22 protein-coding genes and 1 pseudogene are annotated in these 25532 nt (G+C 56.1%); 8 read left to right on the top strand and 15 right to left on the bottom strand.

What is annotated here, in order from left to right; genetic code table 11:
* Positions 1-45: 45 nt before the first annotated feature.
* The 3 genes and pseudogenes from ACOTZD_RS03855 to ACOTZD_RS03845 all read right to left on the bottom strand — a co-directional run bounded on the left by ACOTZD_RS03855 (position 46) and on the right by ACOTZD_RS03845 (position 2757).
* Positions 46-525, bottom strand: a complete 480-nt coding sequence (locus tag ACOTZD_RS03855; protein WP_096946777.1) for an RrF2 family transcriptional regulator — start codon at positions 523-525, stop codon at positions 46-48.
* A gap of 167 nt (positions 526-692) precedes the next feature.
* Positions 693-2081 carry a sensor histidine kinase gene (locus ACOTZD_RS03850; protein ID WP_023325042.1) on the bottom strand — a complete coding sequence of 463 codons (1389 nt, stop codon included), beginning with the start codon at positions 2079-2081 and terminating at the stop codon, positions 693-695.
* Positions 2081-2757: pseudogene (locus ACOTZD_RS03845) on the bottom strand (response regulator). The gene ACOTZD_RS03850 and the pseudogene ACOTZD_RS03845 overlap by 1 nt, the downstream one beginning before the upstream one ends.
* 203 nt (positions 2758-2960) lie before the next feature.
* Here ACOTZD_RS03845 and ACOTZD_RS03840 point away from each other — a divergent pair.
* Positions 2961-3797 (top strand): MipA/OmpV family protein, encoded by an 837-nt coding sequence (locus ACOTZD_RS03840; RefSeq protein WP_003860587.1) that lies wholly within the window; start codon positions 2961-2963, stop codon positions 3795-3797.
* Between the two features lie 130 nt (positions 3798-3927).
* Here the strand turns inward: ACOTZD_RS03840 and ACOTZD_RS03835 are convergent, their stop codons facing one another.
* From ACOTZD_RS03835 to ACOTZD_RS03825, 3 genes are read right to left on the bottom strand one after another with little or no spacing between them, the layout of a single operon-like run.
* Positions 3928-4674, bottom strand: coding sequence for an alpha/beta fold hydrolase (locus tag ACOTZD_RS03835; RefSeq protein WP_023325040.1), 747 nt, complete (start codon positions 4672-4674; stop codon positions 3928-3930).
* Positions 4675-4684: 10 nt separating this feature from the next.
* Positions 4685-5152 carry a DUF6130 family protein gene (locus ACOTZD_RS03830; RefSeq protein ID WP_003860582.1) on the bottom strand — a complete coding sequence of 156 codons (468 nt, stop codon included), beginning with the start codon at positions 5150-5152 and terminating at the stop codon, positions 4685-4687.
* 51 nt (positions 5153-5203) lie between these two features.
* Positions 5204-6433, bottom strand: a complete 1230-nt coding sequence (locus ACOTZD_RS03825; RefSeq protein ID WP_045330471.1) for an MFS transporter — start codon at positions 6431-6433, stop codon at positions 5204-5206.
* Between the two features lie 97 nt (positions 6434-6530).
* Between ACOTZD_RS03825 and ACOTZD_RS03820 the strand changes: the two genes are divergently transcribed.
* Entirely contained in the window at positions 6531-7421 is an 891-nt protein-coding gene (locus tag ACOTZD_RS03820; protein WP_032609815.1) for a LysR family transcriptional regulator, read from the top strand.
* Here the strand turns inward: ACOTZD_RS03820 and ACOTZD_RS03815 are convergent.
* Positions 7418-7588: a YfgG family protein gene (locus ACOTZD_RS03815; RefSeq protein WP_017383512.1), complete on the bottom strand. Its 171-nt coding sequence runs from the start codon at positions 7586-7588 to the stop codon at positions 7418-7420. The genes ACOTZD_RS03820 and ACOTZD_RS03815 overlap by 4 nt on opposite strands.
* Positions 7589-7956: 368 nt before the next feature.
* Between ACOTZD_RS03815 and ACOTZD_RS03810 the strand changes: the two genes are divergently transcribed.
* Complete coding sequence (locus ACOTZD_RS03810; RefSeq protein ID WP_023314636.1) at positions 7957-10197, top strand: EAL domain-containing protein; 2241 nt, start codon at positions 7957-7959, stop codon at positions 10195-10197.
* A 4-nt stretch (positions 10198-10201) separates the two neighbouring features.
* Here the strand turns inward: ACOTZD_RS03810 and ppx are convergent, their stop codons facing one another.
* The 4 genes from ppx to purM form a co-directional block, all read right to left on the bottom strand.
* Positions 10202-11740, bottom strand: coding sequence for an exopolyphosphatase (gene ppx / locus ACOTZD_RS03805; RefSeq protein ID WP_003860570.1), 1539 nt, complete (start codon positions 11738-11740; stop codon positions 10202-10204).
* Positions 11741-11743: 3 nt separating this feature from the next.
* Complete coding sequence (ppk1, locus tag ACOTZD_RS03800) at positions 11744-13804, bottom strand: polyphosphate kinase 1 (RefSeq protein ID WP_003860568.1); 2061 nt, start codon at positions 13802-13804, stop codon at positions 11744-11746.
* A gap of 228 nt (positions 13805-14032) precedes the next feature.
* Positions 14033-14674: a phosphoribosylglycinamide formyltransferase gene (gene purN / locus ACOTZD_RS03795; RefSeq protein WP_003860566.1), complete on the bottom strand. Its 642-nt coding sequence runs from the start codon at positions 14672-14674 to the stop codon at positions 14033-14035.
* A complete protein-coding gene (purM, locus tag ACOTZD_RS03790) occupies positions 14671-15708 on the bottom strand; it encodes a phosphoribosylformylglycinamidine cyclo-ligase (RefSeq protein WP_003860563.1) in 1038 nt (345 codons plus the stop codon). The genes purN and purM overlap by 4 nt, the downstream gene beginning before the upstream one ends.
* Positions 15709-15974: 266 nt before the next feature.
* On the opposite strand from purM, the gene ACOTZD_RS03785 reads away from it, so the two are divergent.
* From ACOTZD_RS03785 to ACOTZD_RS03770, 4 genes are all read left to right on the top strand, one after another.
* Positions 15975-17405 carry a 6-phospho-beta-glucosidase gene (locus ACOTZD_RS03785; protein ID WP_045337237.1) on the top strand — a complete coding sequence of 477 codons (1431 nt, stop codon included), beginning with the start codon at positions 15975-15977 and terminating at the stop codon, positions 17403-17405.
* Positions 17406-17621: 216 nt separating this feature from the next.
* Positions 17622-18248 (top strand): uracil phosphoribosyltransferase, encoded by a 627-nt coding sequence (upp, locus tag ACOTZD_RS03780; RefSeq protein ID WP_003860560.1) that lies wholly within the window; start codon positions 17622-17624, stop codon positions 18246-18248.
* 82 nt (positions 18249-18330) lie between these two features.
* Positions 18331-19620 (top strand): uracil permease, encoded by a 1290-nt coding sequence (gene uraA, locus ACOTZD_RS03775; protein ID WP_003860558.1) that lies wholly within the window; start codon positions 18331-18333, stop codon positions 19618-19620.
* A gap of 96 nt (positions 19621-19716) precedes the next feature.
* Positions 19717-20418 carry a DnaA inactivator Hda gene (locus ACOTZD_RS03770; RefSeq protein WP_211482948.1) on the top strand — a complete coding sequence of 234 codons (702 nt, stop codon included), beginning with the start codon at positions 19717-19719 and terminating at the stop codon, positions 20416-20418.
* Between the two features lie 86 nt (positions 20419-20504).
* Here the strand turns inward: ACOTZD_RS03770 and ACOTZD_RS03765 are convergent, their stop codons facing one another.
* From ACOTZD_RS03765 to celB, 3 genes are read right to left on the bottom strand one after another with little or no spacing between them, the layout of a single operon-like run.
* Positions 20505-21923, bottom strand: coding sequence for a leucyl aminopeptidase family protein (locus ACOTZD_RS03765; RefSeq protein ID WP_058648651.1), 1419 nt, complete (start codon positions 21921-21923; stop codon positions 20505-20507).
* Positions 21923-22879, bottom strand: coding sequence for a N(4)-(beta-N-acetylglucosaminyl)-L-asparaginase (locus ACOTZD_RS03760; protein ID WP_045330458.1), 957 nt, complete (start codon positions 22877-22879; stop codon positions 21923-21925). Before ACOTZD_RS03760 ends, ACOTZD_RS03765 begins: the two co-directional genes overlap by 1 nt.
* Before the next feature lie 3 nt (positions 22880-22882).
* Positions 22883-24202, bottom strand: coding sequence for a PTS cellobiose transporter subunit IIC (celB, locus tag ACOTZD_RS03755; RefSeq protein ID WP_048244618.1), 1320 nt, complete (start codon positions 24200-24202; stop codon positions 22883-22885).
* 147 nt (positions 24203-24349) lie between these two features.
* On the opposite strand from celB, the gene ACOTZD_RS03750 reads away from it, so the two are divergent.
* Positions 24350-25174: a hypothetical protein gene (locus tag ACOTZD_RS03750; protein ID WP_003860550.1), complete on the top strand. Its 825-nt coding sequence runs from the start codon at positions 24350-24352 to the stop codon at positions 25172-25174.
* On the opposite strand, the gene arsC is transcribed toward ACOTZD_RS03750, so the two are convergent.
* Positions 25171-25527, bottom strand: a complete 357-nt coding sequence (gene arsC / locus ACOTZD_RS03745; protein WP_003860549.1) for an arsenate reductase (glutaredoxin) — start codon at positions 25525-25527, stop codon at positions 25171-25173. The two genes, ACOTZD_RS03750 and arsC, sit on opposite strands and share 4 nt — an antisense overlap.
* Between the last annotated feature and the right edge of the window lie 5 nt (positions 25528-25532).

The following is a 25532-nucleotide window of genomic DNA, read 5'->3' as shown; positions in this document are numbered from 1 at the left end:
CCGCCTTCACAATGAAGGCGGCTTTTTTTTCGCAGTCTGTCAGGATTAAGGCGCTTTTTTATGCTGCGTACAGAGTTCCGGCACCGGATCGCACCCGCTGGTATCGGCTTTTTTCACCTCTTCCAGCGCGCTGGCGACGGTATGGCGCGCTAAAACCGCTAACGAAGCCTGCTCCGCTTCCTCAGCGATTGATTTGAAGTACCAGCAGGCGTTGGCGCTGACCACGCAGCGGGCCGGGACGTCAGGACGGGACGCCCACAGCTTTTTATCTTCAGTGACGGAAAGGTAGATATCACGCAGGGTAATCTCTTCCGCCGGGCGGCCAAGATGAATAGAGCCGTTGCGGCCAAGCGTGGAGACGATAATGCCGTCGCGGGCGAGAGGAACCATTAATTTGCGGATAAAGCTCGGATTCGCTTCCAGGCCGTAAGCCAGGATTGCACTCGTCGAACGTTCACCCGATTGCTCCGCCATCGCTACGCTGAGAACCATCTGCAAAGCTGTCGGGAAGCGGTAATCTAACATTTTTCTGTCCTGGGTTGCGGTGAATCTTGTTCTTTTTGGCACCGCAGAGGTGAATAATCAGTAAGTAACAATATAACAAATACGGTAATTTTATTGAAGCAATCTGCGGCATACGTGAAGTAACGCTGCGCTGACACATGTCAGGACGTGTAGCGCCGGGTTTACGTTCATGCGAACGCCGGATTCGGGAAATCAACGGTCACCATAAGACCACCTTCGGCTGACGTACTCAGATTGACCCTGCCGTTGTGTTGCTGCGTAACGGCTTTGACGATGGCAAGCCCCAGTCCACTCCCGCTTTGGGTCTGATTAGGATCGCGGAAAAATCTGTCGAACACGCGCTCCCGCAGTTCAATCGGGATACCGGGGCCCGCGTCTGAGACGCGCAGCTGAGCGCACTTATCACGCGATTGCAGTTGTACCTCAATGCGTCCACCCTCAGGGCTGTACTTCACGGCATTCTCAATTAAATTGTCGATCAGCGACACCAGACGTTCCCGAATGCCTGCGACATGGATTTCATCGTCGGCGAAGAATTCAAACTCAATTCTGCGTCCGGACGCCAGCGGTTCCAGGGCAGCCATTCGCTCCTGAATAAGCGTTGTCAGCGGCACAGGCGACATCACCGTGCTGATGTGTGCTTCGCTGTGCATCATCAGCAGAAGCTGATTGACGAGACGCGCAGCACGGCTATTGCTGCGAACAATGCCCGCAAGCAGTTCCTGCTGGCTTTCGCTGATGACCCAGGACTGCAATGCCTCGACGTTGATCCGCATCGCGGCCAGAGGCGTACGCAGTTCGTGAGCGGCATCGGCAATAAACATTTTTTCCCTTTCGGCGCTTTCCCGCACCCTGGCCAGAAAGTCATTAATCGCGTCGACCGTCTGGCGAAGCTCCCTGTGTCTGGGGACGGCTTTTAAAGGCGAGAGATCGTCCGGCGTGCGCAATGAAATTTCATCTACCACCTTGTTCCAGGGGCGCATCGCGATGCGGATGGACAGCCACGCGGGGAACAGAAGAAAAGGGATGCATATCATCAGCGGCATGACGTAGTAGCCGCGCGAGTTCAGATAGATAAAGAAATTCCAGCTACCGGCAGGGGTAAAAAGGGTGACCTCCACGTCGGAGTGCGCGGATTTGAGGGTACGGCTTGTCCATGTATGGTCCTCACTCTGGACATGCTGCATGACCCTCAGACGGCTATTTTTTACCCCCGTTGGCGCACCATCCGAAGAAAAAATAATCTCGTTATTCTTGCGAACAATGAGGTTGATGGACAGCTCCGGGTCTTCACCGCCGCCATAGCCCTCCCGCAGAGCCTTGCTGAACGCTGCCAGCACAGCATCACGCGCCTGCGGACGATCGTCCATACTCTCCACCAGGGAAAAAACGGTTTCATAAGTCTCACTGCCCGTCAGTATGGGAGGGCTACGCAGGTCTTCCAGCAAAATGAAGGTTAAAAAGAGACACCAGAGCAACGTAAGCAGCAGCATCTGGGCGACCAGCATTCGCCTGACCAGCGTGGGAAGCCGGAGGTGGTGCCAAAAATTACGCATCAACCTGCCGCCTTCTGAACGGGTACGGTATCAATGACATACCCAACGCCTCTTACCGTTCGCACAAAGCCATCGCCAATTTTTCGCCGCAGGTTACCCATATGCACGTCAAGCGCGTTGCTGAGGTTTTCTTTCGTGCCAAATATCCTTTCTTCCAGATACCGTCGCGTAAGCACGCGATCGGCGCGCAGCATTAACGTTTCAAGCAGCGCATATTCGCTTGCCGTCAGCTCAACGTGGCGTGCGCTCACCGTTACGCGACGCGTCGGAATATGAAGCGACAAACCGCGAATTTCTATTGCCTCATTTTCAAAACCGTAACTGCGCCGCGCAAGGGCTCTCACGCGCGCCAGCAGTTCGGCGAGAACAAAAGGTTTGACCAGATAATCGTCTGCGCCTGCATCCAGACCGCACAGGCGGTCCTGTAGCGTGCCTCGCGCCGTCAGGATGATGAGGGGACGCCCTTAAGCTGTTGACGCAGGCGCGTCATCAGGCTCATGCCATCGCCATCGGGCAGCCCCAGGTCTAGCAAAATAAGTTCCGGCACGCAGATCCCAAGCTGATGCAGCGCATCCTCTTTGCGGCGTACCCATATGACATCAAATCCTTGATCTGCAAGGGCGATACGTACGCCATTGCCGAGATCCAGGTCGTCTTCAATTAGTAGAATTTTCACATTGGTAACTGTATCAACAGTGCATGAAGAACAACTGAAGAAAAAACGGTATCAGGAATTCTTCAGGGTTTACAGAACCTTCACTTGCTTCAGCATTTCTTCATTTACGGCTCATAAGAACCTTAGGGTGAGTATTCAGAATGAGCGCTCTGGCGTTTAACACCGCTTGTATTGCAATTATCTGAATCCAAAGGGCTTCTTTAATGAGAAACATCACACTGCGTCATAGTTTCCCCCGTTCACGCATCGGTCGCAGCATGAAAAGCATCTTGCCGGGGGCCGTCCTGGCGTTACTGGCTACCACGGCCCTGGCGGCAGATCAGCGCCAGGGCAACGTGTTAACCCTGGGAGGCGGCGTGGATGTTGCGCCACGCTATTCCGGTTCGGACAAGAGCCGGGTCTCTGCGGCTCAGGTGGTTGATTACGCGATGGCAAATGGTTTTTTTGTCAGCACCACGCGGGGGATCGGCTACGGCAACAGCTTTGGTAACCTGGACTACAATGCAGCGCTGAGCTATCGCGCTGGACGTAAGGATCGCGACGTAAGCAGCGATTCGATCGCCTCCGGCAGCGACGACCTGCGGGGAATGGGTGACATTAAAGGCTCAGCTATCGTTGTGCCAGGGCTGGGGTACAGGGTGACTGACTGGCTGACCGTGCAGTTGCAGGCAGAGGTTCCGGTTTCTGAGAGAGACAATGGTGAGGCTGTGCATTTCGGCATTGCCAGCCCGTTCTATACATCTCCGAAAAATGCGTTAACGCTGGCGCTGACCGGTAGCTGGGGATCCAGTAAGTACGTGCAAACCTATTACGGGGTGAATGCCGCCCAGTCGGCCGCATCGGGTTTTGCCCGACACGATGCCGGATCGGGACTATATGCGTATTCGCTGAACCTGGACTGGACTCATAAGCTCACCTCCCGCTGGAGCCTGCTTGCCGCAGCTGGCGTTACGCAGCTGACGGGAGAGGCTGGCGATAGCCCAATTGTTCAGCGAAAAACGTCTCCTGTGGGAAGTTTGAAGGTGACGTACAGCTTCTGATGGTTAAGAGTGGGGGGAAGGCGCGTTTGTGACATAACCGCACATAACCCCGTTGCAGGAGCCAGAAGTGCATAAAGCCCGCAGGATGGCGTGGCCCGAAGTCGGACCGTTCATCATGCGGGCTTTTTTATCACTGTTGACCCGATAACGCCTGTTCAATCGTACGGGTAACGACGTCCGGCTGGCTGACCATCGATACATGGCTTGCCGCTACCTCCGTGGTGTTGGCGTTGATTTTCTTCGCCATTGCGCGCTCAAGCTCAGGATTGATCATCCGGTCATTTTTGCTGATCACATACCAGCTCGGTTTGTCATGCCAGGCGGCATGCGCGACTTTCTCCCCAAACGCATCGGCCTTAATAGGGCTTTGCGTCGCGGCAATCACGCTGCGCTCAACGTCCTTCACGTCAGGGGCAAAATTCTCGCTGACCGCTTTTGTCGGCAGATATAAATACCCCTCTGACGTTTTAGCGAGGCTGGCGCTCCCTGGCGGAGCAGGATAACTGTCTGCCAGATCTGCGGTCGACTGGCCGGAATCCGGCGCAAAAGCGGCAACGTAAACCAGAGACTTCACCCGCGCATTATTGCCCGCTTCGCTGATTACCGACCCGCCCCAGGAGTGCCCGACCAGCACAACGTCGCCATGAGCCCGGGCGATAGCACGCTGCGTGGCGGCGACATCATCTTTCAGAGACGTGAGCGGAAGTTGTACCGCAATGACCTCGGTATGGTGTTTTTGCAGCCGGGTAATCACCTTATTCCAGCTGCTGCCGTCGGCAAACGCCCCGTGCACCAGCACCACGCTGGCTTTCGTCTCTGCCAGCGCGCTGGTGGAAACCGCCAGCAGCGCCGCTGTTAATACAGACAATGCTTTCATAACAGGCTCCTTAAAAGTGGTGAACCGCGGCGTGTGGCGGCACGGTGAATTCAACGGTTTTATGGTCGATGGGCTTATGCGTCGGGTCGGCAACGATGATGGTTACCTTGTGTTTCCCGGCGGGCAGCCCGACCAGGATCACCGGCTCGCCGCTGGTATCAGCCCAGTGCCAGGGCGCGTCATCCACCACAACGTGAATATGGCCGATACGCGGAGTGACTTTCAGCGCGTCGGGTCCAAATACAGGTTCAATGCGCAGGTTTTCGACGCGGTACTGAATAAAGACCGCACCTTTACTCAGCGGTCCCGCCAGCGGTGGGTCGACGATCAGTTTTGCTGGCGGCTGGGGTTTTTCCTGCGGCGCTACGGCGGCCGGGCCATTAACATCAGCGGCGCTCAGGCCATCCAACGGTGCGGCCAGTGCGCCAGCAAAGGACGTCAGCGCAAATACAGGAAGCAGGAAATATCGACGAATCATCTGTGTCTCTCCTCATCAGTTTATTATGGCGAGGGATACAGAAGACCATTTTTATGTATCGGGGATGTTTGCTTCTGCGGGCGTTTTGTACCGGTTTGTCAGCGTAGCGCTCGGGATACAGTGCGATACAGTTTGTTTGCCTGGGCTGCGCACGAGCGCCACTGCGAACCCCGCAATGACCAGCGTCAGTCCTGCGGAAACCCACATTCCGCCTGTTATACCCAGCGACTTATTCAGCCACGCATACGCAAACGGAGAGGCGGCTGCCATCAGTTGGCCTGGAATAAGCAGCAGCCCGGTGCGGCTGGCATAGCGCTCTGTACTAAACAGTTCCAGGGGTAGCGTCGCTTTGACGATAGTCACCAGCCCGTTAATGGCACCAAAGCCGAACACAAATCCGGCGGCACACCAGGCCAGCATGTCGCTGCTCAGTCCGATGAGAAAACAAAGCGGCATGGCGAGCGCAGTGAAAAGCGTCAGTTTTAGCGGAGTGAGGCGCGCCCCTGCCAGCACCTCCATAAGGCGCGCACCGGTCTGCCCCATTCCCCACAGCATGCCGACGGCGACCGGCAGGCCGAAGCTGGCGATAAATTCGGGAAGGTGTGTAGAGGTGCCGTTAGAGACGAAGGTGATGAGAGCAATGAAGGTTGCATAAAGCCAGCCATTACGCCTGTCATGAGGGGAAACCTGCGTACATGCTTTGGGCTTGACCGTAAAGCGCTGGCGCGGGAAGCGCCGAAGAAGCAGGGCACTGAGCAGACCGAACAGGGCGTAGATCTTCAGCGCATCCTGCCAACCCATCACGTTCAGTAAGGCGTCTCCCAGCGGCCAAAAGACAGCGGACGCCAGCCCGCCTGCCAGGGTGACACGAGAGATTGTCCTGCGTGCCTGCGGTCCGTATAGGTTCACAAGAGCGGAGAAAAGCGCATCATACAGCGACAGGCGCATCCCGATGCCGGTCAGCAACCAGGCGCCATACCAGCCTGAAAGTGTGGGCGTAAAGGCCATTGACAGACAGCTTACGGCGATCAGCAAGGTCCCGCTCATTACCACCCTTTGTCCACCAAAACGCGCCAGCAGAGGAGCGACAAACGGCGAGACAATAGCCATAACCAGCATGGCCAGCGTCAGGCCGAGATAGATTTCGGGGGACGACCAGCTTCGGTCTGCTGTAATGGCATGAGCAAAGGTTCCCGGCATGTAAAAGGAGATCCCCCAGTTAATGAGTTGATTACATCCCGCAGTGAGCGCAAGACGGCGAGGGAGTGCAGGTGTTTCCATTATTTTTCATTCCGTTAGGCAGTTGTCCCGAGCATACAGGGCGCGGTATTGTGCTGGCAGAGCCGTATCCTTATTCACCCTATAAGAGAAACTTTGCATGACGACGCTCAATCTGGGACACCTCGCCACTTTTCGTCTGGTCGTTCAACGCGGCAGCTTTTCTGCGGCAGCAGATGTAATGGGTATTTCCCAGCCCGCCGTCAGCCTGCAAATACGCCAGCTGGAGCAGTTTCTTCAGACGCGGCTGATCGAACGTACGGGGCGTGGAATCAAAGCCACTGCTGCCGGTGAGGCGCTACGGGTGCACGGTGAACGTCTTGAACTGGCGGTTGAGGAGACAATTCGTTCGGTTAGCGCATTCAATCAGGAAGTGAGCGGCACCATCACGCTTGGCACGGGCGCGACGGCCTGTATTCATCTGCTTCCAGCGCTGTTGCAGCAGCTTCGTGAGGAGTATCCCCTGTTACGGATCGGAGTGACGACGGGAAATACGCCAGATATCGTCAGGGCGATTGAGGAGAATCGGCTGGATATGGGGCTGGTCACGCTACCGGCGAGCGGTCGTACGTTGGCGATTATGCACGCGATGGAGGAAGAGTTTGTCTGGATTGGCGCGCAGGTTCAGCCGGAAGAAGGGGAGCAGTTTACGCCAGACTCTTTATACGCTCAGCCGCTCATTGCGTTTGAGTCGGGCAGCGGTACGCGAACGTTGATTGACGGCTGGTTTGAAGCCCGCGGACTAGCCGTCTCACCGGTTATGCAGCTTGGCAGTATTGAGGCCATCAAACGCATGGTACGTGCAGGGCTGGGCTACAGTATTGTGCCGCGAATGGCGGTGGAGCATGCCGACGACCGGGAGGGATTACGCGTTCAATCGTTAACGCCCGTTCTGCGCCGGCAACTGGCGATAGTGATGCGTCAGGATAAGATCCTCAGCAAAGGGATGACGGTAATTATTCGGCTGTTACAGCGTGAACATGGACGTTAGCGCTCGGGCGAATCCACAACGAGGCCTGATTGCTGCGACTGAATTTTGTCCTGATGGTGATACCAGGCGCCAATGGAGGAATAAACAAAGCGGCCAAAGAAAAACAGGAAACTGATGAGCAGTATGATGCGGGTCATCCGGGTGTTAAATCGATGTCGTTTTCGCATACGCGTAGCCTGACTCACTTTCTTTTCCTGAGTATACCCTTTTGGGCGATACGGCTATTAAGGCACAGCCGCAAGTCTGGGTCAATTCGGCGAAATGTAAAATACCGTCAATGCTTACATTAATTTATGTTATTAAAAACAACGCTTTTATTTATCGCATTGATAATTACAGGAAAAATATTCAAAAAAAACGTAAGAAAGGTTTATTCAGATAAATTAATTTGATTTAGGTCAACCGCATCCCGTCGTTGATATTTAAAATCCCTCCTCCACTGTGCTTGCCAGGAATTTTCCGGGCAACGTGTACGTCAGGTTGGATGCCTGTCTTCCTTTACCCTCTGGAGCGCAAGGGTTGTAAACGAGCATCTATGAATATTCACCACATCCTGAAGCAAAATAAAGACCGCTGGTGGGCACTTCCTCTTATTTTACCCGTCGTGTTACTCCCGGTACTAAGTGTGGCTAATACCTTAACGCAGCTGGGTGACGGTATCGTTGCGCTCTATTATCTCCCGCTCTCTTTTCTGCTGGCGCTGATGTTGTTCTTTGGCCTGGAAGCCCTCCCCGGGGTGGTGGTATCGCTATTTTTACGTTATTACCCCTCCGTTGGGTTATTTGAAACCGTGGCTGGCATTCTGCATTTTATCGTTCCTCTGGTGCTCAGCTGGGGCGGTTATCGCGTATTTGCGCCCCGGCGCAATATGACCGCTTACGGTGACATACGTCTGATGGGGCAGCGTATTTTCTGGCAGGTGTTTTGTCCGGCAACGCTTTTTCTGGTGCTGTTTCAGTTTGCGGTTTATCTCGGCATTTATGAGAGCCGCCAGAGCCTCGCGGGACTAAATCCCCTCAATATTCGGACACTTATTAACTATCAGGGGCTACTGGTGAGCGGGCTGACGGGCGTGCCGCTAAGCTACCTGCTGATCCGCCTGATACGGCATCCGCGCTATATCAAGGGACTGATGTCCCAGCTCCGCGCGCAAATAGACAAAAAGGTGACGGCCGTTGAGTTTGTGGTGTGGTTTTTAGCCCTGGGCGGGTTGCTGGTCATGCTGCTGCTGCCCATGAATGCAAACAGTTCTATTTTCAGTACCAACTACACCTTGTCCCTGCTGATGCCCGTGATGCTCTGGGGGGCGATGCGCTTTGGCTACAAGCTGATGTCACTCATCTGGACGCCGGTCCTGCTGGTGTCGATTCACTTTTTTTATCACTACATTCCGGTGCAAGAGGGGTATGGCATTCAGCTGGCGATCACCTCATCCAGCTATCTGGTCTTTTCCTTCGTTGTGACGTACATGTCGATGCTGGCGACACGCCAGCGCGCCATCAATATTCGCTCCCGCAGTCAGGCTTTTCTCGATCCGGTGGTGCATATGCCCAACCTGCGGGCGCTGTCGCGCGAGCTGGCCAGTCATCCGTGGTCAGCGCTCTGTTTACTGCGCGTGCCCGAGCTGGAGGTACTGGGACGCAATTACGGCGTGATGCTGCGGATCCAGTATAAACAGCAGCTGGCGCAATGGATAAACGGCACTCTTCAGCCCAACGAGCGAGTCTATCACCTCACCGGGTATGACATGGCGGTGCGTCTGGATGCGGAGTCGCATCAACAGCGCATTGAGACGCTGGACGAGCATATCAAGCAGTTCGTTTTTGTCTGGGATGGTATGCCGGTACAGCCTCAGGTCGGCATAAGCTATTGCTATGTGCGCTCACCCGTCAATCACCTCTATCTGGTGCTGGGGGAGCTGGGCATCGTGGCCGATCTCTCCCTTTCTACCAACCACCCGGAAAATCTTCAGCAGCGCGGGGCTGTTCACTTGCAGCGTAGCCTGAAAGATAAGGTCGCGATGATGAGCCGTTTACAGGCCGCGCTGGAGCAGGACGCTTTTACCCTGCTGGTTCAACCCGTTCGCGGGCTGCGCGGCGATTGTTATCACGAGGTGCTGCTGCGAATGCGTGATGATAATGGGGCGCTGATCTTTCCCGAACAGTTCCTGCCCATAGCACAGGAATTTGGTTTATCGTCGCGTGTCGATTTATGGGTACTGGAGCGTACGTTGAGTTTCCTGGCACAGCACCGCCAGCGGTTGCCGGGCCAGCGCTTTGCGATCAACCTCGCACCTTCTACCGTCTACCGGGCGCAGTTCCCGCTTGAAGTGAGCCGCCTGTTAGCTAAATACGCCGTTGAAGCATGGCAGTTGATCTTTGAAGTGACCGAAAGCAGCGCCTTTGGTCATGCGGATCTGGCGGCGTCTACCCTCAGGAAATTACAAAAAATGGGCATCCGGATCGCCATTGATGATTTTGGCACCGGCTACGCCAGCTATGCGCGGTTAAAAAGCGTGGACGCCGACATCCTCAAAATCGACGGCGGTTTTATTCGCAATATTGTCAGCAACAGCCTGGATTACCAGATTGTGGCTTCTATTTGCCATCTGGCCCGGATGAAGAAAATGCTGGTGGTGGCGGAATATGTGGAAACAGAAGAGATACGTAGCGCGGTGCACGCGCTAGGTATCGATTATGTGCAGGGCTATTTGATTGGGTTGCCGGCTGAGCTTGATACGTTGCTCGACACGGAGCCTTCTCAGGAGAGCGCCTGAGCCGTTACGCTGCCGCCTCTGAACTCTCTTCTTCAATCTTCAACAGCCAGCCGGTGACCGCTTCCCAGTACTGCTGCTCTTTTTCCAGATCCAGCAGTACCAGCGCGTTCTGGCTGAACCAGTCGTGCGGGAAGCTCAGCGTCCAGTGATAGTCATCCGTTTTTAGCTTCAGCGTCGGCGGCGTGGTGGTCGCCTGTCGCTGATTATTGAGCAATACGCCCAGGCGCAACAGCTGAATGAGCGGCAGGAACTGCTTTTTCTTAAACAACGTAAAGCGCGGCAGATCGTCGAGCTTGATGGCTTTGCGGTGATAGCGGACCAGCGTCGCCATCATGGTTTGCTGCTCCTGGTTGAAGCCAGGCAGATCGCTGTTTTGCAGAATATAGGCTGAATGGCGATGCATTCCGCTGTGGTTAATGTTCAGCCCCACCTCGTGCAGCATGGCGGCCCATTTTAACAGTGCGGCCAGCTGCGGATGCGCCAGCTTAGGATTTTGCTCCTCCCACTGCTCGTACATCTGCACCGTGGTTTCGAGAACGCGCTTCGCCTGTTCACGGTCGATGTTGTACTGGTTGGCCAGGCTCTGCGCGGTACGGCTGCGAATATCCTGATGACGGAAACGTCCTTCCATCTCATACAGCACGCCTTCACGCAGGGCGCCGTCAGAGAGACGCAGCTCTTTGATCGCCAGCGCGTCAAACACGCCGCAGAGGATCGCCAGCCCCGGTACGAACACGGCTTTGCGTTCGTCGGACAGACCCGGCAAACTCAGGGCGTCGAAGCTCTTATGCTTAAGCACCTCTTCGGTGAGTTTCACCAGGCGCTCGGGCGTAATAAACCCGTCTTTTTCACCCATCGCCAGCAGCACTTCATGGGCCGCTTTAATCGACCCTGATGCGCCCAGCGCCACGTTCCAGCCCTGAATACGGTATTGCCAGGCCAGATTTTCCAGTTTTTGAACGGCGGCCATGCGCGCGCGCTGGAAGTTTTCGCGGGTGATGACGCCGCCCGGGAAATACATCTGCGCGAAGCTGACGCAGCCCATACGGCGGCTTTCCACCAGACGCGGTTCGAAGTCTTCGCCAATCACCAGTTCCGTGGAGCCACCGCCGATATCAATCACCAGCTTGCGGCCTTTTTCCGGCTGCGTATGCTCCACGCCCATAAAAATCAGGCGCGCTTCTTCGTTACCGGAGATGATCTCAATCGGGTAGGGGATAACCTTTTCCGCGCGCTTAAGAAATTCCGGCGCGTTCAGCGCCTGGCGTAGCGTATGCGTTCCAACGATGCAGACGCTGGACGGTGAAAAGCCTTGCAGACGTTCTGCGAACAGCGACAGGCAGTTCAGCCCGCGCTCCATAGCCTCTTCGCTCAGCATGTTACGCGCGTCGAGACCATCGGCCAGATGCACACGCTGCTTCAGACGACCGATGATCTGCATCGCGCCATCCACCTCGCGGGCGATGACCATATGGAAACTGTTTGAGCCAAGATCGACCGCAGCGAACTCCTGCGGGCGTGGGGTATTATCGTTTATTGGCATAGGTTAATCGGGTTGCTCAAGTGATTTAATGTAATCGTAAATCGCCAGCTGCGAGCGCACTTTACGGCGATTGCCGCGCGGTACATAGCGATTACTGAGTTCTTTGTCGATATAACGTGCTTTCACCGTATCGCTGAACAGGATCTCGATAATGTCCAGGATACGCTGCTTCAGGCGAGGATCCAGCAGCGGTGCCGCCACTTCAATACGGTAATCAATGTTACGCGTCATCCAGTCGGCGGACGAGAGGTATACGCGCTTATCACCGGCGTTATCGAAAATATAGACGCGATCGTGTTCAAGATAGCGATCCACAATGCTGATCACGCGGATGTTATCGCTAATGCCTTCCAGTTCCGGAATGAGCGAGCACATGCCACGAATGAGCAGATTTACCGGAACGCCAGAACTGGAGGCCGCGTACAGGCGGTCCACCAGGCCTTTGTCCACCAGATTGTTGAGCTTCAGCGTAATGCCGGACGACAAGCCGTTCTGCGCATTGGCAATCTCTTTGTCGATCATATCGTACAGCAGGCGCCGTGAGTTCTGCGGTGACACCAGCAGATAATCGAAGCTCACCGGGCGGTACGGGTTCTCAATGAAGTTGAACACCCGACGCACTTCGTTGGTGATGCGGGCATCGGCAGTCAGCAGCGAATAGTCGGTGTAGATTCTCGCGGTTTTCTCGTTAAAGTTCCCGGTACCGATATGGGCGTAGCGCACCACCTCGTCACCCTCTTTACGGGAGATCAGGAACAGCTTGGCGTGAATTTTCAGCCCCGGCGCGGAGAAGATGACGTGCACGCCCGCTTCCGTCAGTCGGCGCGCCCAGTGGATGTTGGCCTCTTCGTCGAAGCGAGCCTGGAGCTCAACTACCACGGTCACTTTCTTGCCGTTGTGCGCCGCGTGGATCATCGCATCGATGATGCGGGAATCTTTCGCCACGCGATAAATATTGATTTTAATCGCCAGCACGTTCGGATCGAATGAGGCCTGACGCAGCAATTCCAGCACGTGCTCAAAGGTATGATACGGATAGTAGAGCAGTACATCCCGTTCGCGGATGGCGTCGAACCCGTTGCGGAACTTATCGAACCAGATATGGCGCAGGCGCGGCAGCGGTTTGTTCACCAGATTGGCTTTGCCGACGTTCGGGAAGCCAATGAAATCTTTAAAGTTGTGGTAACGCCCGCCGGGAATAATGGAGTCGTAGCGGGAGATGGTCAGCTTATCGCGCAGCATCTCCACCATTGCGTCCGGCATATCACGCTGATAGACAAACCGCACCGGCTCTGCCGTCAGGCGCTGCTTGAGGCTGGAAGACATCAGCTCCATCAGGCTGGCCTCCATCTCATGCACCAGATCGTACTCGGCGTCACGGGTCATCTTCATCGAGTAGGCGTTGAGCGCGTCGTAATCGAAGAAGCCTTTGAAGATATCGTCCAGGCAGTAGCGCAGGATGTTATCCAGCAGGATCATCGGCTTACGTCGGCGCGGGGTTTCCGGCGGCAGGTTTACAAAGCGTGGGACTTTATCAGACGGTATTTCCAGCAGCGCGTAGTTAATGGTCTCACCACGAATGATTTCTACCGCCAGATAGGTGTAGTCATCTTTCAGGAACTGCACCAGATCGGTTTCACGGTTGATCAGAATCGGGGTGATATGCTGGCGCAGATAATGTTTAAAATAGTGGCGCAGCCAGTTTTGCTGATTCGCGGAGAGCTGGCGCTCGTTGATCAGGAAGATTTGGTTGCGTGCCATTTCCAGCAGCAGCTCGTTATAGAGGCCATCAAATTCCTGATCGGCTTTCATGACGCGAGACTGGATTTTTCCAAGCAGATGTCGCGAGTGGGAGTTTAAGCCCTGTTCTTCGCTGATGATGATTCGGCGTTTCAGTTCGGCGAAGCGAACCTTGTAGAACTCATCCAGATTGTTGGAATAGATGCCTAAAAAACGCATACGTTCAATCAGCGGGTTGGTTTTATCGGCCGCTTCCTGAAGTACACGTTCGTTGAATGCTAACCAGCTTAGCTCTTTCTCGATGTATAACTTTTCCTGACCCATTACAGCTCACACTCCAGTTCAATCACAGGACGTGGTAAATCCGTCTCGTCCTTATTATGGCGAGCATTTCCACGATATGTCCAACAGTGCCAGAAAAGTATGACAGTTATTTTTTTATTGGGGAATTTAGAGGGTTGGGGGAGGGGATGTCGGGTGGCGCTGCGCTTACCACGACCTACGGGACCGTTGGCCCGTGCAAGCGAAGCGCCGCCGGGCAATTCAAACAGACTATTCTTCGGCAGCATAACCCTGCGGGGGCAACTTCACTCCGTCCAGCCAGGCTGCGCCGTCGCGCATCTCAAGACGGCCGTCAACAAACCAGCTTACCACCAGCGGATAAATGGCGTGTTCCTGAGCCTGTACACGTTCGGTCACGTCGTCTTCGTTGTCACCGTCAAAGACCGGTACTTTTGCCTGCAAAATGACCGGACCGCCGTCCAGCTCGTCGGTAACGAAATGCACGGAGGTACCATGCTCCTCATCGCCGTTCTCCAGCACCTGACGATGGGTGTGCAGACCGGGGTATTTTGGTAGCAGGGAAGGGTGGATATTGAGCAGTCGTCCGGCGTAGTGTGCAACAAAAGCCGGGCTCAGGATGCGCATGTAGCCTGCCAGCACCACCACGTCAGGCGCGTAGGCGTCAATCTCCTGCACCAGCTCACGGTCAAAGGCTTCACGCCCGGCGAACTGGCTGGCTTCCAGCGCGTGCGCAGGAATGTTCGCTTCCCGCGCGCGCTCAAGGCCGAATGCATCGGCCTTGTTGCTGAATACTGCCCGAATGGTGCCATTGATTTTCTTCTGTTTGCAGGCGTCTATGATTGCCTGCAAATTGCTTCCGTTGCCGGAAATGAGCACCACGATGTTTTTCATTCAATGACCACACGCTGTTCGGAATCGGAAGCTTTAATCGTACCGATTTTCCACGCGTTTTCACCTTTTTCTGTCAGCAGCTTAATCGCTTTATCCGCTTCGCTGGCGGGCAGGGCGATAACCATGCCCACGCCGCAGTTAAAGGTGCGGTACATTTCATGCTCGCTCACGTTGCCTGCGGTTTGCAGCCAGTTGAAGACGGACGGCCACTGCCATGAGGAGGCGTCGATCACCGCCTGGGTATTATCCGGCAGCACGCGCGGAATGTTTTCCCAGAAGCCGCCGCCGGTAAGGTGAGCGATGGCGTGCACGTCAACGTTCTCAATCAGCTCCAGCACGTTTTTCACGTAGATGCGGGTCGGGGCCAGCAGGTGATCGGCCAGCGGTTTGCCGTCCAGCTCGGTGGTCAGCGGGTCGCAACCGCTCACTTCGAGGATCTTACGCACCAGAGAGTAGCCGTTGGAGTGCGGACCGCTGGAGGCCAGCGCAACCAGCACATCGCCGTCAGCCACTTTGCTGCCGTCGATAATTTCTGATTTTTCTACCACGCCGACGCAGAAGCCTGCGACGTCATAATCTTCACCGTGATACATGCCAGGCATTTCTGCGGTTTCACCGCCGACCAGCGCACAGCCGGATTGCAGGCAGCCTTCGGCGATACCGTTAATGACGCTGGCTGCGGTATCCACGTCCAGCTTGCCGGTCGCGTAGTAATCCAGGAAGAACAGCGGCTCAGCGCCCTGTACCACCAGGTCGTTGACGCACATCGCCACCAGATCGATACCAATCGTATCGTGACGCTTAAGATCCATCGCCAGGCGTAGTTTTGTACCGACACCATCCGTACCCGAGACCAGCACAGGTTCACGATATTTTTGCGGCAGCGCGCACAGTGCGCCGAATCCACCCAGGCCACCCATCACTTCCGGGCGGCGGGTTTTTTTCACCACACCTTTGATTCGGTCAACCAGCGCATTACCTGCGTCAATATCAACACCGGCATCTTTGTAGCTGAGAGAAGTTTTGTTGGTCACGGCTTAAATCCCCACGCGATTGCATAGCTAGTAAGAAAAATCGGCGCAATTCTAACAGTCCAGGCAAACGTTTGCGAGCCTATTCTCGGCGCGGGGATCTTTTTTTCTGTGCGGCCTGTCCAGGGCAACAAACTTGACTCTGTTCACGAAAATGAAACCGGTTTCGGCGATCTGCTTGCAACGGCAATCCCGTTTGCACATCATCAAACTGAAACCGGTTTCTGTAACTGTTTTTGCAGAAAATAACGCAGAATGAGGGATAGCGAATGTCAGGATTTAAATCAGGTTTTCTGTGGGGTGGGGCCGTTGCGGCGCACCAGCTTGAAGGCGGCTGGAAAGAGGGCGGCAAGGGCGTGAGCGTTGCTGATGTCATGACGGCAGGCGCCCATGGGGTACCGCGTGAAATCACCAACGGCGTGATGGAGGGGAAAAATTACCCAAACCACGAAGCCATCGACTTCTATCACCGCTATAAAGAAGACATCAAACTCTTTGCCGAAATGGGGTTCAAATGCTTTCGCACCTCCATCGCCTGGACGCGTATCTTCCCGAAAGGCGACGAGCTGGAGCCGAACGAAGCGGGACTCCAATTCTATGACGATTTGTTCGACGAGTGCCTGAAGCACGGCATCGAGCCGGTGATCACGCTTTCCCACTTCGAGATGCCTTTCCACCTGGTGACGGAATACGGCGGCTGGCGCAACCGTAAGCTGATCGACTTCTTTGTCCGCTTCGCGAAGGTCGTTTTTGAGCGCTACCAGCATAAAGTGAAGTACTGGATGACCTTTAACGAGATCAACAACCAGGCCAACTTCCACGAAGACTTTGCGCCGTTTACCAACTCCGGGCTGAAATATGCGCCGGGAGAAGATCGCGAGCCGGTGATGTTCCAGGCGGCGCACTATGAGCTGGTGGCCAGTGCTCTGGCGGTGAAGGCGGGGCGCGAGATCAACCCGTCACTGCAAATCGGCTGCATGATTGCCATGTGCCCCATCTATCCGCTGACCTGTGCCCCGGACGACATGATGATGGCGATGAACGCCATGCATCGCCGCTACTGGTTCACCGACGTTCACGTGCGCGGCAAGTATCCGCAGCATCTGCTCAACTACTTTGAACGTCGCGGCTTCGCGCTGGATATTACCGAAGAAGATAAAGTGGCGCTGACGCAGGGCTGCGTGGATTACATCGGGTTCAGCTACTACATGTCTTTCGCTACCAAAGCGACGGCGGATAATCCGACGCTGGATTACGACGAGAGCAAGAGCCTGGTTTCTAACCCGTACGTGCAAAAATCGGACTGGGGCTGGCAGATCGATCCTGTCGGGCTGCGCTACTCCCTGAACTGGTTCTGGGATCACTATCAGCTGCCGCTGTTTATTGTGGAAAACGGTTTTGGCGCGATCGACGTGCAGGAGAGCGACGGCACGGTGAACGACCAGTACCGCATCGACTACCTTTCCGCCCACATCCGCGAGATGAAAAAAGCGGTGGTGGAAGACGGCGTGGATCTGATGGGCTACACGCCGTGGGGCTGTATCGACCTGGTCTCTGCCGGCACCGGCGAGATGAAGAAACGCTACGGCTTTATCTTTGTCGATAAAGATAACGAAGGTAACGGTACGCTGAACCGCAGCAAGAAGAAATCGTTCGACTGGTATAAGCAGGTGATTGCCAGCAACGGAGAGCAGCTATAATTGCCCGGTGGCGCTGCGCTTATCGGGCCTACGGGATGTCCAGGCCGGGTAAGCGTTAGCGCCACCCGGCAGAATCCCGCCCCCAAGCCGGAGCCTCGCCTCCGGCTTTTTTGTTTTTGATTGATGTATGTCAAGCAAGATGGGTATGGCGCAATCCGAAAAAAGCGGTATAATCCCGCGATTTTTTTGCGGATGCCACCTCAGAGGAGAAAGAGAATGAAGATTGTGGAAGTGAAACACCCACTCGTTAAACACAAGTTGGGCCTGATGCGTGAGCATGACATCAGCACGAAGCGTTTTCGCGAACTGGCTTCTGAAGTGGGTAGCCTGCTGACCTACGAAGCGACCTCTGATCTGGAAACGGAAAAAGTGACTATCGAAGGCTGGAACGGCCCGGTACAGGTTGAGCAGATCAAAGGTAAAAAAATTACCGTGGTGCCAATCCTGCGTGCGGGTCTGGGCATGATGGAAGGCGTGCTGGAGCACGTCCCAAGCGCGCGTATCAGCGTGGTGGGTATCTACCGTAACGAAGAGACGCTTGAGCCGGTCCCGTACTTCCAGAAGCTGGTCTCTAACATCGATGAGCGTATGGCGCTGGTGGTTGACCCGATGCTCGCGACCGGCGGTTCGATGATCGCCACCATCGACCTGCTGAAAAAAGCGGGATGCAGCAGCATCAAAGTGCTGGTACTGGTTGCGGCGCCGGAAGGTATCGCGGCGCTGGAAAAAGCGCACCCGGACGTTGAACTCTATACCGCGTCTGTCGACCAGGGACTGAACGAGCACGGGTACATCATCCCGGGGCTCGGCGATGCCGGCGATAAGATTTTTGGTACTAAATAATCGAATAACGATAAAGAAGCCGACTTTGATAGTCGGCTTTTTTTTGAATAAAAGCCAACAATGACACTCAGAGGAAAACACTATGACGCGCCGTGCTATCGGGGTGAGTGAAAGACCGCCGCTTTTACAGACAATCCCGCTTAGTTTGCAGCACCTGTTCGCCATGTTTGGCGCAACCGTGCTGGTGCCAATCCTGTTTCACATTAACCCGGCTACCGTGCTGCTGTTTAACGGCATCGGTACGCTGCTTTACCTCTTCATCTGTAAAGGCAAAATCCCGGCCTATCTCGGGTCGAGCTTCGCGTTTATCTCCCCGGTACTGCTGTTGCTGCCGCTGGGTTATGAGGTCGCGCTGGGCGGCTTCATCATGTGCGGCGTGCTGTTCTGCCTGGTCTCCTTCATCGTGAAGAAAGCCGGTACCGGCTGGCTGGACGTGATGTTCCCGCCTGCGGCAATGGGGGCCATCGTTGCCGTCATCGGCCTGGAGCTGGCGGGTGTCGCGGCGAACATGGCTGGGCTGCTGCCTGCGGACGGTCAGTCACCGGATTCTAAAACCATTATTATTTCGCTGGTGACGCTGGGCGTGACGGTATTCGGTTCCGTCCTCTTCCGCGGCTTTATGGCGATTATCCCAATCCTGATCGGCGTGCTGGCGGGTTACGCGCTCTCCTTCGTGATGGGCGTTGTGGATACCACCCCGATTGCCGAGGCGCACTGGTTCGCGCTGCCAACCTTCTACACCCCGCGCTTTGAATGGTTCGCCATTTTCACCATTCTGCCTGCTGCGCTGGTGGTGATTGCTGAGCACGTCGGCCACCTGGTGGTGACGGCGAACATCGTGAAGCGCGACCTGATCCGCGACCCGGGCCTGCATCGCTCCATGTTTGCCAACGGTTTCTCCACCATCATCTCTGGTTTCTTCGGCTCCACGCCAAACACGACTTACGGTGAGAATATCGGCGTAATGGCGATCACCCGCGTCTACAGCACCTGGGTTATCGGCGGCGCGGCGATCATCGCCATTCTGCTCTCCTGCGTTGGTAAACTGGCGGCAGCGATCCAGATTATCCCGGTGCCGGTGATGGGCGGCGTTTCTCTGCTGCTGTACGGGGTGATCGGTGCCTCCGGTATTCGCGTGCTGATTGAATCCAAAGTGGATTACAGCAAGGCGCAGAACCTGATCCTGACCTCCGTTATCCTGATTATCGGCGTGAGCGGCGCGAAGGTGCACATCGGCGCGGCAGAGCTGAAGGGTATGGCGCTGGCGACCATCGTCGGCGTCGGCCTGAGCCTGATTTTCAAGCTGATCTCGGTGATCCGCCCGGAAGAGGTGGTGCTGGACGCGGACGACAGCGAAAAAGCGCCACATTGATCGTCATGCCGGGCGAAGGATCGCCCGGTTCTCTCCTTGCAGGTTCCGTGTTAAACTCCATTCCGATTTTATGTAAGATCTCTGGTTGAGGTATTTCTGAACGGACCGGCACAGCTCTCTCTGCCACTTTATCTCCCTGACGATGAAACTTTCGCGAGTTTCTGGCCGGGTGATAACCCCTCTTTACTGGCTGCACTGCAAAACGTGCTGCGCCAGGAACACAGCGGATACATCTATATCTGGTCACGCGAAGGCGCGGGACGCAGCCACCTGCTGCATGCCGCCTGTGCGGAGCTTTCGGCGCGCGGTGACGCGGTAGGCTATGTGCCGCTGGATAAACGCACCTGGTTTGTGCCTGAGGTGCTGGAGGGCATGGAACATCTCTCCCTGGTCTGCATCGATAATATCGAATGCGTGGCGGGGGACGAACCGTGGGAAATGGCGATCTTTAACCTCTACAACCGCATTCTGGAGTCGGGCAAAACCCGGCTGCTGATCACCGGCGATCGTCCGCCGCGCCAGCTCAATCTGGGGCTGCCGGATCTGGCCTCTCGTCTGGACTGGGGGCAAATCTACAAGCTGCAACCGCTGTCGGATGAAGACAAACTCCAGGCACTTCAGTTGCGCGCCAGACTGCGCGGATTTGAACTGCCGGAAGACGTAGGGCGCTTCCTGCTCAAGCGTCTGGATCGGGAGATGCGCACGCTCTTTGATACGCTCGATCAGCTCGATCGCGCCTCCATCACCGCCCAGCGCAAGCTGACCATTCCGTTTGTGAAAGATATTCTTAAGCTTTGAGTTTTTTGCCCGGTGGCGCTGCGCTTACCGGGCCTACGAAAACCCGTCATACCTTGCAGGCCGGGTAAGGCGCAGCCGCCACCCGGCTAAAGATCCCCCAACAAGTGCTCCACCAGCAGCGGAATCGGTCTTCCCGACGCCACGCTCCGTCCGTTTTCTCGCCACAGCGCCGTCCCGCTGATATCCAGATGCGCCCACGGAATAGTCGGCGGGCAGAAATGGTGCAGCAGCCACGCCGCCGAGGCGCTGATCGCCGCATTGTTGGTCGGCGTGTTGCACAGATCGGCAATCGCGCTGTCGGTTTGCTTTCTCAGCCTCGCATCCAGCGGCAGGGACCACACCTCGTCGCCGCTCCGTTTGCCCGCGAGCGTCAGTGCCTGACGCAACGGCTCATCCTGGGTCATCAGCCCGCTCAGCTCATACCCCAGCGCTTTCACCACCGCTCCGGTTAAGGTCGCCATATCAATAATATAATGCGCCTGCGGATGGCGCTGACTCGCCCAGGCGATAGCGTCTGCCAGCACCAGCCGGCCCTCGGCATCGGTGTTGTTGATTTCCACCGTAATGCCGTTGCAGGCTGTTGCCACCGTGCCGGGCTGCATGGCGTCGGGGCCGATGGCGTTTTCCGCCAGCGCCAGCACGCCCATGATGCGCACGGGTAATTTCTGCTCCGCAACGGTCAGCATCAGCCCGAGCACGTTAGCCGCGCCGCACATGTCATATTTCATGGTGTACATGCCCGCGCCTTCCTTCAGCCACAGGCCGCCGGTGTCAAAGGTAATGCCTTTTCCCACGTAGCAGCGCACCGGGCCATCAGACACGCCGTTATAGTGAATAGCCAGCAGGCGAGGCGGGCAGGTCGCCCCTTTGCCAACGGCGTGCAGTAGCCCCAGCCCCTGCTCAACAATTTGCTTTTCATCCAACACCTCGCAGCGCAGAGCAGGGCTGGCGGCACACAGTTTTTGCGCCTCTTCCACCACAAACTGCGGCGTACAGCGGTCGGATGGCATATCCGCCAGACGTCGTGCCGCAACCATGCCGAGCGCAATGGCCTGCTGCTGGCGGAAGGTCGTCTCCAGCTTCGCCTGCTGTTCCGGCAGGCAGAGGGCAGTGATGCAGGTAAGGCGCAGCGCTTCGTCCGTCTTCTTCAGCTTCAGGTCACTGAGCATGTGCGCCTGATTAAAGAGAAAACGCAGTACCTGCGCCAGCACCACATCGTCGATATCCGTCACGTCCAGCACGAGTTCGGCGCTGGCGGGGGCGGTAAGCAGCGGTCGCAGGGCCGTGATCAACCCTTCGGTCAGGGCGTCATGCCAGAGCGCATCCGGCAACAGAGTGATGCGGGCAAACGGCGCGCAGCCAAAGCGCGCGTCCGCGACGGTGCTCTGCTGGCGCATTTCAGCGATAAGAGCGTTATCCGGTAACAGGGAACTGTCAGCGCGCGCAATCAAATGGCTCTGCGGCTTCGCGTCTGAAAGCGCGTTGATAAACTGGTACGTGATCATCATAACTCCTCAATCGGTGCGCGGATCCGCGCGGCATAGGCCTGCATCCACTCCTCATCTACCGCGTGATAGTGCGTTTTCTCCCGCAGGCGTTCAGTACGGAAAACGGTGAGGGGCTGGCGAGCCGTCGCCACCACGAACGAGAAGGTTTTGATGTTGGTCGCGGCGCCAAATTCTCCTTTGCTGTTCATGCACACCACGGAGAGATCGCCCGCGCGACCGAAGCGCGACATCAGTTTGTCTTCCAGTTCGAACACGACCGAATCCGCCGCCTGCTGCGGCGTCATGCCTTGCGCCATCCGGCGAACGATTTCGTAGCTGGTACAGCCCTTCATCAGATCTTCACCGACGCCCGTGGCGGTGGCCGCGCCGGTTTCGCTGTCGCAGTAAAAGCCGGAGCCGATGATGGGTGAGTCACCGAGGCGACCGCGTTTTTTCATAAACAGGCCGCTGGTGGAAGTGGCGACGCTCATCGAGCCCTGTTTATCGAGGCCGATGATGCCGACGGTGTCATGTCCGTCGTAGGGGCTTAACCCCTTATCCAGCGTTTCGCGGCAGCGCTTACGGTAGTGTTGCATGGCGCGATCCGTGAGCATGGTTTTATCGGCAAAGCCCTGACTCAGCGCCCATTCGCGCGCGCCCTGGCCGACCAGCAGGCTGTTATAGCGCTGGCGGCTGAGCGCGTGCGCCACGCGCACTGGGTTGGCGATATCCACCAGATTCCCCACGGCGCCGAACGCCAGCGTGTCGCCGTCCATATAGGCCGCGTCCAGCTCTACCTCGCCGTTTTCGGTGGGCAGCCCGCCGTAGCCGACGGATTTATAAAACGGAAAGTCCTCGACGGCGGCGACGGCATCCACTACCGCCGCAGCGACAGGTTTGCCCGCAGCCAGGGCAGACGCGGATTCCGTTACCCCTTCAAGCGCCATTCGCCAGGTTGCGATAATTCCCCACATGCTTTACTCCTGTTTTGCAAGGGTGGTGTCGGTTTGCGTAACGCTGGCTATTTCCGCCGCGCGGTACTGTTTATCCAGGATACGCATGAAAGGCAGGTACAGCATGGCGCCAATCAGCAGGTTGATCAGCTGCATCACGCTGCCGCTCAGGTGCCCGGTGACAATAAAGCCGCTGATGACCGGCGGCAGCGTCCAGGGGATAAACACCCCGGTGGTGACGGCGACCGCACCAATTTTCATCGCCAAATACTGCACGGTGACCAGCACCAGCGGCACCAGATTGAACGGGATGAGCATGATTGGGTTCATGATCACCGGCAGGCCAAAGAGAATCGGTTCGTTGATGTTAAACACCGAGGCACCCGCACCGAGGCGCGCCACTTCGCGCATGTTTTTGCTGCGGGCGAAAATCAGCATCGCAATCACCAGCGACAGCGTGGCGCCCGCGCCGCCCATCCAGATCATGTCAAAAAACTGTTCGGTGATGATGTGCGGCGGCGTCGTTCCCGCCTGAATCGCGGCGATGTTGTCGGTCTGGTTCTCCATCCACAGCGGACGAATAATCCCGTTGATCATCGAACCTGAGTTAATGCCCACTGACCACAGAATGGTGATGCTGAATACGGTCATCAGCGCCCCGAAATAAGAGGTGCCGTAGTGGCGCACCGGGGTGGCAACCACTTCATAAATAAACTGGTGGATGGTGTGGTAGTGGGTGTTTTCAAAGATGATGCGGATAAGCAGCACCAGAATCATCACCAGCAGGGCCGGGATCAGGGCCGCGAACGACTCCTGCACCGCAGGAGGCACGCCGTCCGGCATTTCGATGACCAGCTTTTTGCGCTTCAGCCAGCAGAACAGTTCCGTCCACAGCAGGGAACCGATCATCGCCACGAACAGCCCTTTGCTGCCAATCCACTCCACCGGCATCACGGTAATGCCGCCGTTTTCCGCCACTTTGATAAAGGGCGTCAGGATCAGAAACGCGACCAGCGCCAGGATGCCGCAGGAGATGCGGTCCTCGCCATAATGCTCAGCCAGGCGGTAGGCCACCAGGAAGCTGATAAACAGCGACATGGTTGAGAACACCGCGTTAAACGGGATCTCTATAATCGCACTCCAGCTCTCACCAAAGGCCTGAGACATAAACTGCTGATAGGCCTGATTCGGGAAGGAGGAGATCACCAGCAGGATGGAGCCGACGATGATAAACGGCATGAATGAAACGTAGGCCCCACGAATGGCCCCAAGATGACGCTGCTGGGCCGTTTTCGCCGCCAGCGGCATCAGTTTTGCTTCAAGAAATCCCAGAACATTGTTCATTGTGAACTCCGTACAAGATTGAGAGGTGTTGTTTATGTTATGTCTGTGGATTATCAGTGAAGCGCGGCGAGCGAAAGGTGAAATCGGTCACAAAGCATTCGCTGCTCTGATATAAATCTCATAAGATTAGTTGCGGAGAGAGACGCGATGGAAATCAAACTGCATGCCAACGCCACCACCACACCGCGTATCCGTCGTTATCTTCAGCAGTCAGATAAAAGCGACAGAGAGCTTGCCGTTGAGTTGGGTATCTCGGTCACCACCGTCAGGCGCTGGCGCAACCGCGACCAGGTTTCGGATAACCACACCACGCCAAAAGTGATACATAAAGCGTTGAGACAAGAGCAGGCAGCACTGATAAATGCTCTGCGTGATATCACCGGTGCACCGCTGGATGAACTGCTGCTGCTGGTGAATGACGGACTCGGGATCGCCGTTTCCCGCGCGACCCTGAACCGCTACCTCAAACCGGCTTCGGTAAGACAAAAGGGGGCGTCGTTGCAGGGCAAAAAGGCGCTGAAGGCCGGTATCATGCCGCAGAAGCTACTTCTGCATCATCAGCCGCTATCGCTGCATATGGACGACGGTGGGGAGCAACACCTGCTCTGGGCGCGTGAACCCGTTAGCGGCTGGTGCTACGCCCGGCTTTATGCCGGTGTCTCGCCGCAGTTGCTGACCCGCTGGACGAACGAGGTGCTGGCTGCCTGTCCGGCTGATATTCAATCTGTTGAGACTTTTGGGCTAGCAGTGAACTTGCCGGAGCATAACGTCACCGTAAAAGTGCATTCACAGTATTATCTTGCCCTTCAGGCCACCGTGCCGTTACGTGAGATCATTCCGCGGGTGAACAGTGAACCGGCGGGAGCGCTGTTGATCCAACTGTGTGAGTTTTACAACCGGGGAAAAGCGCAGAAAAAGCTGGGAGAGCGTACGCCGCAGGCGTTTCTGGAAGCGCTGCGGCGTAACGATTAGACGATCCCGAGCACGTCTTCCGGTGGACGGCCTATACGCGCCTTGCCGTTCGCCACGACAATCGGGCGCTCAATCAGCTTAGGATTGTCGACCATCGCCTGAATCAGCCGATCTTCAGTGAGACTGGTATCGTTCAGATTAAGCGACTTATACAGATCTTCTTTCTGACGCATCAGGTCGCGTGCGCTGCCCATGTTAAGCATCTTCAGCAGCTGGCGGATCGTCTGCGCATCCGGCGGCGTCTCCAGATACAACACCACTTCCGGATCGATGCCGTTAGACTTCAGCAGATTCAGCGTCTCGCGGCTCTTGGAGCAGCGAGGGTTATGGTAAATTTTTACCGCGTCTGTCATGACTT

Origin of the sequence: Enterobacter cloacae complex sp. SHL022 (assembly GCF_049237785.1) — a bacterium.
GTDB classification, from domain to species: Bacteria; Pseudomonadota; Gammaproteobacteria; order Enterobacterales; family Enterobacteriaceae; genus Enterobacter; species Enterobacter hormaechei_C.
Note: the sequence above shows the minus strand (reverse complement) of the source record. Positions and strands in the feature narration are given on the sequence as shown.

What these genes read in the sequence shown, in the direction of transcription:
- purN (WP_003860566.1), bottom strand. Translation starts at nt 14,674, where the DNA reads ATGAAAAACATCGTGGTGCTCATTTCCGGCAACGGAAGCAATTTGCAG.
- ACOTZD_RS03850 (WP_023325042.1), bottom strand. Translation starts at nt 2,081, where the DNA reads ATGCGTAATTTTTGGCACCACCTCCGGCTTCCCACGCTGGTCAGGCGA.
- ACOTZD_RS03785 (WP_045337237.1), top strand. Translation starts at nt 15,975, where the DNA reads ATGTCAGGATTTAAATCAGGTTTTCTGTGGGGTGGGGCCGTTGCGGCG.
- ACOTZD_RS03855 (WP_096946777.1), bottom strand. Translation starts at nt 525, where the DNA reads ATGTTAGATTACCGCTTCCCGACAGCTTTGCAGATGGTTCTCAGCGTA.
- ACOTZD_RS03750 (WP_003860550.1), top strand. Translation starts at nt 24,350, where the DNA reads ATGGAAATCAAACTGCATGCCAACGCCACCACCACACCGCGTATCCGT.
- uraA (WP_003860558.1), top strand. Translation starts at nt 18,331, where the DNA reads ATGACGCGCCGTGCTATCGGGGTGAGTGAAAGACCGCCGCTTTTACAG.
- upp (WP_003860560.1), top strand. Translation starts at nt 17,622, where the DNA reads ATGAAGATTGTGGAAGTGAAACACCCACTCGTTAAACACAAGTTGGGC.
- ACOTZD_RS03815 (WP_017383512.1), bottom strand. Translation starts at nt 7,588, where the DNA reads ATGCGAAAACGACATCGATTTAACACCCGGATGACCCGCATCATACTG.
- ACOTZD_RS03820 (WP_032609815.1), top strand. Translation starts at nt 6,531, where the DNA reads ATGACGACGCTCAATCTGGGACACCTCGCCACTTTTCGTCTGGTCGTT.
- celB (WP_048244618.1), bottom strand. Translation starts at nt 24,202, where the DNA reads ATGAACAATGTTCTGGGATTTCTTGAAGCAAAACTGATGCCGCTGGCG.
- ACOTZD_RS03830 (WP_003860582.1), bottom strand. Translation starts at nt 5,152, where the DNA reads ATGATTCGTCGATATTTCCTGCTTCCTGTATTTGCGCTGACGTCCTTT.
- ACOTZD_RS03835 (WP_023325040.1), bottom strand. Translation starts at nt 4,674, where the DNA reads ATGAAAGCATTGTCTGTATTAACAGCGGCGCTGCTGGCGGTTTCCACC.
- ACOTZD_RS03760 (WP_045330458.1), bottom strand. Translation starts at nt 22,879, where the DNA reads ATGTGGGGAATTATCGCAACCTGGCGAATGGCGCTTGAAGGGGTAACG.
- ppx (WP_003860570.1), bottom strand. Translation starts at nt 11,740, where the DNA reads ATGCCAATAAACGATAATACCCCACGCCCGCAGGAGTTCGCTGCGGTC.
- arsC (WP_003860549.1), bottom strand. Translation starts at nt 25,527, where the DNA reads ATGACAGACGCGGTAAAAATTTACCATAACCCTCGCTGCTCCAAGAGC.
- ppk1 (WP_003860568.1), bottom strand. Translation starts at nt 13,804, where the DNA reads ATGGGTCAGGAAAAGTTATACATCGAGAAAGAGCTAAGCTGGTTAGCA.
- ACOTZD_RS03825 (WP_045330471.1), bottom strand. Translation starts at nt 6,433, where the DNA reads ATGGAAACACCTGCACTCCCTCGCCGTCTTGCGCTCACTGCGGGATGT.
- ACOTZD_RS03840 (WP_003860587.1), top strand. Translation starts at nt 2,961, where the DNA reads ATGAGAAACATCACACTGCGTCATAGTTTCCCCCGTTCACGCATCGGT.
- ACOTZD_RS03810 (WP_023314636.1), top strand. Translation starts at nt 7,957, where the DNA reads ATGAATATTCACCACATCCTGAAGCAAAATAAAGACCGCTGGTGGGCA.
- ACOTZD_RS03765 (WP_058648651.1), bottom strand. Translation starts at nt 21,923, where the DNA reads ATGATCACGTACCAGTTTATCAACGCGCTTTCAGACGCGAAGCCGCAG.